Source organism: Streptacidiphilus anmyonensis, from assembly GCF_000787855.1.
In the GTDB taxonomy this organism is placed as follows: domain Bacteria; phylum Actinomycetota; class Actinomycetes; order Streptomycetales; family Streptomycetaceae; genus Streptacidiphilus; species Streptacidiphilus anmyonensis.
In genome coordinates, this window is sequence record NZ_BBPQ01000052.1 from 50,356 (window position 1) to 61,360 (window position 11,005).

7 protein-coding genes are annotated in these 11,005 nt (G+C 72.6%); 2 read left to right on the forward strand and 5 right to left on the reverse strand.

Annotation, left to right across the window (positions count from 1 at the left end; translation table 11 throughout):
- Positions 1-1,222, forward strand: a 1,222-nt coding sequence (locus TR50_RS31275; protein ID WP_042429923.1) for an ABC transporter substrate-binding protein, incomplete at its 5' end; no start/stop codon positions are given.
- Between the two features lie 43 nt (positions 1,223-1,265).
- Here the strand turns inward: TR50_RS31275 and TR50_RS31280 are convergent.
- From TR50_RS31280 to TR50_RS31290, 3 genes are all read right to left on the reverse strand, one after another.
- Positions 1,266-3,248, reverse strand: a complete 1,983-nt coding sequence (locus TR50_RS31280; RefSeq protein WP_152648738.1) for a hypothetical protein — start codon at positions 3,246-3,248, stop codon at positions 1,266-1,268.
- Positions 3,249-3,441: 193 nt separating this feature from the next.
- Complete coding sequence (locus TR50_RS31285; protein ID WP_042429926.1) at positions 3,442-4,278, reverse strand: alpha/beta fold hydrolase; 837 nt, start codon at positions 4,276-4,278, stop codon at positions 3,442-3,444.
- Between the two features lie 207 nt (positions 4,279-4,485).
- Positions 4,486-5,838 carry a putative hexosyltransferase gene (locus TR50_RS31290; RefSeq protein ID WP_052441573.1) on the reverse strand — a complete coding sequence of 451 codons (1,353 nt, stop codon included), beginning with the start codon at positions 5,836-5,838 and terminating at the stop codon, positions 4,486-4,488.
- Positions 5,839-6,370: 532 nt separating this feature from the next.
- Between TR50_RS31290 and TR50_RS31295 the strand changes: the two genes are divergently transcribed.
- A complete protein-coding gene (locus TR50_RS31295) occupies positions 6,371-7,642 on the forward strand; it encodes a glycosyltransferase family 39 protein (RefSeq protein ID WP_052441574.1) in 1,272 nt (423 codons plus the stop codon).
- A gap of 52 nt (positions 7,643-7,694) precedes the next feature.
- Here the strand turns inward: TR50_RS31295 and TR50_RS31300 are convergent, their stop codons facing one another.
- Complete coding sequence (locus TR50_RS31300) at positions 7,695-9,902, reverse strand: 3-hydroxyacyl-CoA dehydrogenase NAD-binding domain-containing protein (protein ID WP_042429928.1); 2,208 nt, start codon at positions 9,900-9,902, stop codon at positions 7,695-7,697.
- Positions 9,903-9,984: 82 nt separating this feature from the next.
- The coding region (locus TR50_RS31305) for an acetyl-CoA C-acetyltransferase (RefSeq protein WP_042429931.1) at positions 9,985-11,005 on the reverse strand (1,021 nt) is incomplete at its 5' end.

An 11,005-nucleotide genomic window follows, 5' to 3' on the forward strand; every position in this document is an offset into this window, starting at 1 on the left:
CCCCACGGGGGGGGCGGGCGCGGCCCCTCCACCGCCGATCCCGATCGGCATCGTCACCTCCGTCTCCAGCCCGATCGGCGGGGACACCTTCACCGGCCCGCTCTACGGAGCCCAGGCCTTCTTCCAGGCCCTGAACGCGTCCGGAGGGATCAACGGCCGGCAGGTCAAGGTCTTCACCTGCGACGACGGCGGGTCCGGCATCGGCAACCAGTCCTGCGTGCACCAGCTGATCGACTCCGACCACGTCGTCGCGTTCGTCGCGGGCAGCGTGCTCGACTACGCGGGCGCCGCCTACGTCAGCTCCCGGGCCGTGCCCGACATCGGCGGCATCACCATCGGGACCCAGTACGACCAGTACCCGCACCTCTACCAGATCTACGGCAGCGACGAACCGCGCAACGGCTCGTCGGTCGGCTGGAACGGCGTGCTCTACCAGACCACCGAGGTCGACCGGTACTTCAAGACCAGGCTCGGCCTGACCCGGGCCGTCGTCGTCGCCTACAACCAGGCCGACTCCGCCCGCTACGCCGCCCAGCTCGTCCAGGGCCTCAAGGCCGAGGGCTACGACGTGCTGAGCGAGACCGTCGACTTCGCGCTGCCGAACTTCGGCTCCGTCGCCGCCGGGATGAAGGCCGACCACGCGCAGCTGCTCCTGGACGCCATGGACACCCGCGGCAACACGGGCCTGTGCCAGGCCATGGCCGCCGCCGGGGTCACCGTCGCCGCCAAGGTCACCAACGAGCAGAACTGGTCCGAACAGGCCCGCACCGACTACGCGCAGACGCCGGGCTGCCGCAACGCCCTCTGGGTCACCGCCGACGCCCGCAACTACGAGGACACCCGGTACCCGGCGGTGGCCGCCTTCCGGGCGGCGATGCAGAAGTACGACCCGGACCGGCAGTCCCAGCTGTCCGAGTGGGAGCTGCTCGGCTGGGCCGGGGCCCAGTGGTTCACCGACGCCGCCTCCTCCTGCGGCGGCCAGGTGACCAGCTCGTGCGTGGACGCCTTCATGCGGCGCACACAGCCCTACACCGCCCACGACCTGCTGATCCCGGCCTCGTTCGTGCCGATGGCGAACCCGCCGAAGGGTCTCCAGCACGCCTGCCTGAACGTGGCCCGCTGGCAGGACTCCGCCCAGGGCGGCAAGGGCGGCTGGGTCACCGAGGCGCCGGACATGAACACCAACTGCTTCGAGGTCCCCGCGCTGCCCTACCGCCCCTGAGCCCTGCCCGCCGCCCCTGAGCGCTGCCCGCCGACCCGGCGCCCTACCGCCCCGGCACGGTCTCGGCGCCCGTGCGCGGGGCCGGCTCCGCGGCTCCGCTCCGCGGGAAGCCGCGGCCGGAGTCCAGGATCCTCCGGATCGTCGCGGGGAGCGTCGACGGGTCCGGGCCGACGCCGATCAGCTGCGAGGAGAGCGTCATCGGCTGCGAGCTGACGGCGCGCAGCAGGATCCGGCCCTTGACCCCGGGGGCGTCGACCCCGCCCCACGGCGCCTTCAGCAGGTAGACCGCCGTGCTGTGCGGGAGCAGCGTCCCGGGGCCCGAAAGGACCTTCCAGTAGTCCGAGATGGTCGCCCCGGTGCTGGTGGCGAAGTGGGGGCTGACCGGAGCGTCGCTGGTGTTGCTCACCGTCACCCGGACCCGCGTCAGCAGGTCCACCAGGGCCAGTTGGCCGTTGCCGGCGGTTCCGGTCATCGTCGTCACGTTCATCTTCAACGGCGGCGGCGTCAGCACCGCTCCCGCGATGGCCAGCACCGTCGGCGTCAGCAGCAGCGGCACCACGGCCGTGCGCACGCTGCGCCGTGCCAGCGGGCCGAGGCGTGGATGCCAGGCGCGGTCGAAGTCGGCGGCCGAGACGGTGGCCGCGGCCATCACCCACAGGGGCACGGTCAGGTCGAAGTAGTCCTGCTGGGAGCGGGTCGACAGGTAGAAGACCAGCCACGGCATGACCGTGACGGCCGGTCCGAGACGCCGAGGGAAGAGCACCAGCAGCACCATCATCGCCAGGCCCAGCAGCTGCCCCGCGACGCTGTACAGGTGCAGGTCGCCGGAGCCGGAGGTGAAGAACGAGGAGATGCCGACCAGCCCCTGCCCCGCCGGGATCGCCTGTTGCGTGAGCGGCGTCAGCACGCCCTCCAGCCAGGCGTGCGGGCCCTGGAGGACGAACGGCAGGTTGATCACCACGAAGACGCCCGTGCTGATCGCCGCGTACCGCAGGACCACGGCCACGGCCTGACGGGCCGACAGCTCCCCGCGCCGGATCATGAACATCCCGACCAGCAGGAACGGCGCCAGGAACCAGGAGAGCTGGTGCAGGCAGCAGGCGATGCCGAGGCAGACCGCCTGCGTCACACCGATCCAGCCGAGCCGCCCACCACGCCCGGTCCGGTGCCAGTAGGCGACCGTCACCAGCAGGAACGGCAGCTCCATGCAGCCCGGGTAGCCCATCTGCGCGTAGTTGGGCAGCCAGCCGAAGCCGAAGCAGACGATCACCGCGACCGGCCGCCAGGCGACCGGCAGCAGCAGGAACATCACCGCCGAGGCCAGCAGCAGCATCGCCGTCGCGGCGAGCCCGGCCGGCGGGTGGCTCAGGTGCAGCCCCATCGGGAACGCGGTGAACACCGGCCCGAGCGGCGGGTAGTCGAGGCCTGTCGCCGCGCCGCCGTTCATCAGCGGCGTGGTCCCCACATGGAAGAGGGTGAAGATCTGCGGCCACTGGGTGCCGTAGATGCGGCCGCCGTGCAGCAGTGTCTTCGCCGCCATGTGGATGAGGGAGCCCTCGTCGGTGCCGTAGTAGACGTGGCTGGACGGCACCCCGGGGACCGGCGGCTTGGCGGCGGTGACCGTGTAGAAGCGGTTCAGGCACTGCAGCGCCGCGACCGTCAGCATCGACAGGTCCACCAGCGTCATGGCGCGCCGGGTGCGCACGCTCAGTGCCAGCACGGCGATCACCAGGATCGCGCCGAAGTACAGGATCACCGCGAAGGCGTGGACCTGCTGGTTGACGATGGTGCGGTTCCAGATGTCCCGCGCCCCGATCAGCATCGAGGCGCAGGCCAGCACCGTCAGCATCCGGTTGACCTGGGCGGGCGGCAGCCGCAGCAGCTCCGGCGCGCTGTGGCCGCACAGCAGCCAGTGGACCGCCCGGCGGGTTCGGTCGCGCGGCGGTCTCACCCCCAGGGGCGGCGGGCCGTCGTCCGGCTCGTCGTCTTCGGGGGCTGCGGGGTTCCGTGACATCACAGGTGGCACGCCCGCATGGTGACATGCAGTCAGGTTCCGAGGCCCGCAACCTCACCCGATCGAGCGAGTCCACGATCGGGTGAGGCGGCAGGTTGGCCGCGTCGGAGCACCTGGTCGCAGCACCTGATCGCCGGGCCTGATCGCGGGGCCTGATCGGGGCCCGGGCGGAGCCGGGCTGGACGGCCCCCGGCGACGTCCTGTGTCAGCGGTCCCTGCTGCCGTCGAGCACGGTCCGGGCCACCAGCTCCGGGTCGTCGTTCATCGGCACGTGTCCGCAGCCCGGCAGCGGCACCACGCGCGCCTTGGGCATCCGCAGCCGGGCGCGGTCGGCCTGGCGCGGCAGCAGCAGCCGGTCCTTGGTGCCCCAGGCGATGGTCACCGGCACCCCGGCGACGTCCTCGGTGACGTTCACGTTCAGCCCCGCGCGCAGCGTCTGGGCGAAGCCCGCGGCGTCGCGCAGCGCCCGCGTCTCGGCGGCGGCCTCGGCCGCGCCGCGCAGGGCGGGCCGGGCGTAGATGCTGCCGACCAGCAGACCTCGGGTGACCGGTCGCTCGGCGAGGCGGCGCACCGCGGGCGCGGGCAGCGTCTTCGCGCCGAGGCGCATGGAGAGCAGCAGGCCGAAGGCGTAGGCCTGCTCCGGACGGTTCCAGAACCCGGCGGGGGAGAGCGCGGTCACCGAGCGGGCCAGGCCGCGTCGTCCCATCTCCAGGGCGAGCAGGCCGCCGAGCGAGTTGCCGGCGACGTGCGGCCGCTCGATCCCGAGCGCCGTGCACAGCCCACCGAGGCCGGGCACCACGGAGGCGAGGTCGTAGGCCGAGCCCGCAGGGAGCGGCGCGGACGCGCCGAAGCCCGGCAGGTCGACGGCGACGACCTCGTGCTCCTCGGCCAGCGCGTCCAGCACCGGCCCCCAGGCCTGCCAGTGGTGCCCGATGCCGTGCAGGAGCAGCAGCGGAGTGCCGCTGCCGCGCCGCTCGTAGCGCACGGTGACGGTCTGCGGCCCCTGGGGGGTGTCGTGCTGGTACGAGACATCGGCGGGCATGCGGCACTCCCTGGGCGCGAGCGACTCTGGCACGTCTTACTAGACCTGGCGTCAGTAAGAATTACCGGAGAGTAGCTTCGCCGACAAGAGGCCGGTCGCGATCCGTGTGCGGACCTCCCGGATCGCGCTGCCGGGTTGGGGCGATGTACGTGGTCTGGGTGATATGCCTGGTCTGGGCGGTATGCGTGGACGGGGTGGTATGCGCGGTCAGGGCGCCATGGGGGAGTACAGCAGCATGTAGGCGCCGTACAGACCGGAGCAGACCGTCCCCGCGACCAGCGCGGCGATCAGCGTCGCCCGGGTGCGCACCCGGACCAGGCCCGCCGCGATCGGGATCAGCAGCGGGAAGGCGGGGAGCAGGAACCGGGCGCGGGAGCCGAAGTACGCCGTGTCGCCGAAGGCGATCACCATGATCACCATCGTGAACACCACGAAGGACAGCGGCTGCCGCTGCGCGACCGTGGTGAAGAACAGCACCGCGGCGGCGATCAGGATGCCGGCCACCACCGGGTAGTACAGCCCCACCCCCTGGGCCGTGGTGAACAGGTGCTTGAAGTCGTGCGCCGTCGACTTGCCGAAGTCGAACTTGGAGTGCCACAGCGCCTGGATCCGGAAGTACGCGTCCCAGGTGTGCAGCCGCAGGCCCGTCCAGGCCACGAAGCCGACCCAGCCGAGCGGCGCGACGATGATCGCGACCAGCGGACGCCACAGCTCCGGCTCCCGCTCCGGCGTCACCGCGCGGATGTCCGCGCCGTCGAACCACGGCAGCGAGTCCAGTCGTCCGAGCCGGTTCGGCAGCGTCCACGGCGTGCCGCGCTCGCGCAGCCGCACCCACAGTTCCATCGCCCCGGCGAGCATCACCGCCGCGGCCACGGCCACGCCGGTCGGCCGGGTCAGTCCCGCCAGCACCGAGAGCACCCCGGCCGCCAGCCAGCGCCGGGTCACCACCGCGTACAGGGTCCAGGCCGCCATCATCGTGAACGCCGACTCGCTGTAGCCGGCCGTCTCCACCGCCGCGACCGGGGCGATGCCCCACAGCACCACGGCGACCGTCGCCACCTTGTCGCCGTACCGGGCGTTGACCGCGGCGAAGATGCCCCAGGCCGCGCCCAGCGCGCACAGACTGGCCGTCAGCAGGCTGGCCGCGCCCCACGGCAGGAAGAACAGCACCGCGTGGACGGTGCGGATCATCCACGGGAAGACCGGGAAGAAGGCCAGGTTGGTGGTCTGGATCGGCACGCCGGGCAGCCACGGCCGGATCGCGTGGTCGTAGCCGTGCATCGCCACGTCCAGGTACCACGCGGCGTCCCAGTGGACCGCGAGCCGGTGCAGCGCGTAGCCCGGGGTGCCCGGGCTGAGCAGCATGATCAACGACATGCCCGCGGCGCGGACGACCAGGAAGAGCAGCAGCGCCGGCTCGACGGCGCGCCACGCTCCGAACAGGGCCGCACGTCGCGCCGGGGGTATCAGGCGGGCCGGGAATCGACGGACCGGCGCCGTCGGCTCGGGGTCCTCCCCTGGGGGTTCCTCGTGCACGGGCGCGCTGGTCGGAGCGGTCACGGTTTCCTCTGAGACTCGGTGGATCGAAACGCTGGTGCAAACGCGGGCTGCCGCACCATGGGCGGCCGCGGCCGACATGACAGTGTGGCACTCCACTATGTACGGATAATGTGTACGGCTCGGAAAATCGAGGTGAGATGACGGTCGGAACGCCTCCATGCCGTGCACACGTCAGCGGGTGAACGCTCCCCCGCCTGCACCGACGTCGCGCGTCGAGGGCGGTGCCCGGGGCGGTTTCGTGCGGTTTCCCCCACAAGCGCCGTGACGGACTCCGGTCGACCCGACCGAGGCCGCAGCCCGCGGCGCAGATCGTCTTCTTATGCGGTTTCTCACCGGACTGTTGTCTGCCCCGGGCGCGACGCGGCCCTCGCCGGGCCCCGCTCCCTCCGCCTCGTTTCCCGCCCGGTCGGTTCTTCGGGCGGCCTCCCGGCGCGTATCCCCGCGTCCACATGCCGAACGCACAGGCTCCCCGTAGGATCGGTGCGCACCGCAGGTCGACACAGCACGTCAGTGGGAACGGAGGGGCGGACGGATGGCGGGGGGCCACACGACCGCGAAACGACTCAAGGCCGCGCCGGCCGACTCCTCGGGCTCGGCAGCCGCAGCGGGCTCGGCCGCGGCCTCGGCCTTCGCCGTGTCCCGGCTGGTCCGGCTGCGGCGCGGGCTGCGCCGGGCCCTGCCCGCCCTCGCCGCCTACGCCGCCGTGCGCGCCCTCGGCGTCCTCTGCGTCGTCGCCTGGGGGCTCGGCCACCACATCGCGCCCATCACCCGCCTCGGCACGCTCTGGGACGCGGGCTGGTACGCCCGCATCGCCGACCACGGCTACTCCCGCGGCGACGGCCTGATCGGCGCCCACGGCATCCCCTACTCGCCGCGCGCCTTCTTCCCGCTCTACCCCTGGCTGGGCCGTCTGACCTCCGAGGCCACCGGCCTCGGCACGGCAGGCGGGCTGGTCCTCGTGTCCTGGGCCGCCTCGCTCCTCGCGGCCTGGGGGATCTTCGCCATCGCCGACCGCCTGTGGGGCTCGCGCGTCGGCTGCTACGCCGTGGTGCTCTGGGGCGTGCTGCCGCTCGCCGCCGTCGAGAGCTACGGCTACTCCGAGTCCCTGTTCGCCGCCCTGAGCGCCTGGAGCCTCTACGCCCTGGTGCGCCGCCGCTGGCTGACGGCCGGTCTGTTCTGCGCGGCCGCCGGGCTCACCCGCCCCAGCGCCACCGCCCTGGTCGCCGCCGTCGTGGTCACGGCCGCGATCGAGCTGCGCAGCGGACGGGCGCCGCGCGGGCGTCCCGTGGCGGGCGCGCTGATCGCCCCGCTCGGTTGGCTCGGCTACCTCGCCTACACCGCCTGGGCGGTGGGCACCCCGACGGCCTACTTCCACATCCAGGCCGCCTGGGACACCGGCGTCGACTTCGGCTGGTCCACCCTGCGCTGGTACGGCAACGAGGCCACCCGCCTCTTCGCCTTCGGCCACCCCTCCCAGCGCCACGCCATCGGCCACCTCCCGATGGCCGTGACCGGCCTGGCCTACCTCGGCCTGCTCGTCGCCACGCTGCGGCAGCACGGCACCCGCCGACAGCCCGTGCCGCTGCTGGTCTTCGGCGTGGGGCTGTTCCTCGTCGACTTCGTCAACGCCTCGCCCGAGCCGCCGATCGCCCGCTTCCTGCTTCCCGCGTTCACGCTGCTCTACCCCGCGGCCCAGTGGCTCGCCGCGCGGCCGCGGCTCGCCCGGCCGCTGCTGGTCGCCGCCGCCGTCGGTTCCGCCTGCTACGGCGTCGCCCTCACCTTCCACGGCGGCGCGCCCTCCTGACGCTGACGCGCCGCCGTGAAAGGGAATCGGGCGGGACCGGCCGCCTTCGGCGTCAGTCCGCGAAGACCTCGCCGCGCTCGGCCTTCTCCACCAGCAGCGCCGGCGGCTCGAACCGCTCCCCGTAGGCCGCGGCCAGCTCGCGGGCGCGGGCGACGAAGCCCGGCAGGCCGCCCTCGTACCCGTTGACGTACTGCAGCACGCCGCCGGTCCAGCCCGGGAAGCCGATACCGAGGATGGAGCCGATGTTCGCGTCCGCGACGGACGTCAGCACGCCCTCCTCCAGGCAGCGCACGCTGTCCAGCGCCTCCGCGAACAGCATCCGCTCCTTGAGGTCGCGGAAGGGGATGTCACGGCCCTCGGGCTTGGTGAAGTTCTCCCGCAGCCCCGGCCACAGCCCCGCGCGCCTGCCGTCCACGTAGTCGTAGAAGCCGGCGCCGCCGCTGCGCCCCGGACGGCCGAACTCGTCGAGCATGCGGTCCAGGACCGCGTCGGCCGGGTGCGGCGTCCAGGTGCCGCCCGCCGCCTCGACCGCCTTGCGGGCCTCGTCACGGATCTTGCGCGGCAGCGTCAGCGTCAGCTCGTCCATCAGCGACAGCACCTTGGCCGGGTAGCCCGCCTGCGCGGCCGCCTGCTCGACCGAGGACGGGTCGACGCCCTCGCCGACCATCGCCACACCCTCGTTGATGAACTGCCCGATGACCCGGGAGGTGAAGAACCCGCGGGAGTCGTTGACCACGATCGGCGTCTTGTTGATCTGACGCACCAGGTCGAACGCGCGCGCCAGCGCCTCGTCCCCGGTCCGCTCGCCCTTGATGATCTCGACCAGCGGCATCTTGTCCACCGGCGAGAAGAAGTGCAGCCCGATGAAGTCCTCCTGCCGCGTGACGCCCTCGGCGAGGGTCGTGATGGGCAGGGTCGAGGTGTTCGAGCAGAGCAGCGCGTCCGGCGCGACGACGTCCTGGATCTCCGCGAAGACCTTGTGCTTCAGCTCGGTGTTCTCGAAGACCGCCTCGATGACGGCGTCGCAGCCCGCCAGGTCGGCGATCTCCGCGGTCGGCGTGATCAGGGCGAGCAGCGCGTCCCGCTTGGCCTCGGTCGTGCGCCCGCGCGCCAGGGCCTTGTCCAGCAGCCCCGCCGAGTACGCCTTGCCGCGCTCGGCCGCCTCCACGGTCATGTCCTTCAGCACCACCTGGATCCCGGCCTTGGCGCAGGAGTAGGCGATGCCCGCGCCCATCATGCCCGCACCCAGCACGGCCACCCTAGTCACCTTGCGGGCCGGGACGCCCGCCGGACGGTTGGCGCCGGAGTTGACGGCCTGCAGGTCGAAGAAGAACGCCTGGATCATGTTCTTCGAGGTCTGACCCGTCGCCAGCTCGGTGAAGTAGCGGCCCTCGATCGCGAACGCCGTGTCGACGTCCACCTGCGCCGACTCCACGGCCGCCGCCAGGATGTTGCGCGGCGCCGGATAGGGCGCGCCCTGAAGCTGCTTCTGCAGGTTCGCCGGGAAGGCCGGCAGGTTGGCCGCGAAGGCCGGGTGGCTCGGCGTACCGCCGGGGATCTTGTAGCCCTTGACGTCCCACGGCTGCTGCGCGGTCTCGTTCTCGTCCACGAACGCGCGGGCCTTGACGAGCAGCTCCTCCCGGTCGGCCGCCAGCTCGTGCACCAGCCCGGCCTCGAGGGCCTGGGCCGGACGGTGCTGCGTGCCCTGCAGCAGCACCTTGAGCAGCGCGTCGGTGATCCCCAGCAGCCGGACCGTGCGCACCACGCCGCCGCCGCCCGGCAGCAGACCCAGCGTCACCTCCGGCAGGCCGATCTTCACGGACGGGTCGTCCAGCGCCACCCGGTGGTGGCAGGCCAGCGCGATCTCCAGCCCGCCGCCCAGCGCCGCGCCGTTGATCGCCGCGACCACCGGGACCCCGAGCGTCTCCAGCGCCCGCAGGTCCCGCTTGAGCGCCATCGAGCCCTCGAAGAACTCCTGCGCGTTCTCCGGACGCACCTGGCTGAGCAGGCGCAGGTCGCCGCCCGCGAAGAAGGTCTTCTTGGCGGAGGAGACGATCACACCGCGCAGCCCGCCCGCCTCGCGCAGCGCCTTCAGCCGCACCACGGTCGCGGCGAGGTCGGCGCGGAACGCCTCGGTCATGGTGTTGACGGACTGCGTCGGGTCGTCCAGGACGAGGGTGACGACGCCGTCGCCGTCCTGCTCCCAGCGGATGGTCGTGGTCTCGGCGGCGGTGCCGGTGTTGGACTGCTCGGTGGTCATGTCTGCTTCTCCAGCGGGCGTGCGGCGGTGGTCGCGTTCGGGGTGGGGGAGGGGCGGGCGGACCCGGTCACGGACGGCGGCTTCACAGCCGCTCGATGATCGTGGCGATGCCCATGCCGCCGCCCACGCACAGCGTGATCAGGCCGCGGCGCAGGTCGCGACGCTCCAGCTCGTCCAGGACCGTGCCGAGCAGCATCGCGCCCGTCGCGCCCAGCGGGTGGCCGAGCGCGATCGCCCCGCCGTTGACGTTCACCTGCGCGTGGTCGAAGCCCAGCTCCCGGATGAAGCGCAGCGCGACGGCGGCGAAGGCCTCGTTGATCTCGACCAGGTCGATGTCCTGCGCCGTCAGCCCCGCCTTGGCCAGCGCCTTGCGGGTGGCCGGCGCCGGGCCGGTCAGCATGATCGTCGGGTCCGAGCCGGACACGGCCGCCGAGACGATCCGCGCGCGCGGCGTCATCCCGTAGCGCTCGCCGACCTCCTTGCTGCCGATGGCGACCAGCGAGGCGCCGTCGACGATGCCGGAGGAGTTGCCCGCGTGGTGGACGTGGTCGATCTTCTCCACCCAGTGGTACTTCTGCAGCGCGACCGCGTCGAAGCCGCCGAGCTCCCCGATCGTCGCGAACGACGGCTTGAGGCCGGCGAGGGACTCGACCGTCGTCCCCGGGCGGACGAACTCGTCCTGGTCCAGGACCACCAGCCCGTTGCGGTCCCGCACCGGCACAACCGAGCGCTCGAAGCGGCCCTCCTTGATCGCCTCGGCCGCGCGGGCCTGCGACTCCGCCGCGAAGGCGTCCACGTCGGTGCGGGACAGACCCTCGACCGTGGCGATCAGGTCCGCGCCGATGCCCTGCGGGACGAAGCCGGTCTCGAAGCTGGTGATCGGGTCCATCGCCCAGGCGCCGCCGTCGCTGCCCATCTTCACGCGCGACATCGACTCCACACCGCCCGCGAGGACCAGGTCCTCCCAACCCGAGCGGACCTTGGCCGCCGCCAGGTTGACCGCCTCCAGCCCGGACGCACAGAACCGGTTCTCCTGGACGCCGGCCACCGTGTCCGGCAGCCCCGCCGCGATCGCGGCGACCTTGGCGATGTCCGATCCCTGG

Excerpts from the sequence above, each read along its gene's own strand:
- TR50_RS31285 (WP_042429926.1), bottom strand. The coding sequence starts at position 4,278 with ATGCCCGCCGATGTCTCGTACCAGCACGACACCCCCCAGGGGCCGCAG.
- TR50_RS31300 (WP_042429928.1), bottom strand. The coding sequence starts at position 9,902 with ATGACCACCGAGCAGTCCAACACCGGCACCGCCGCCGAGACCACGACC.
- TR50_RS31295 (WP_052441574.1), top strand. The coding sequence starts at position 6,371 with ATGGCGGGGGGCCACACGACCGCGAAACGACTCAAGGCCGCGCCGGCC.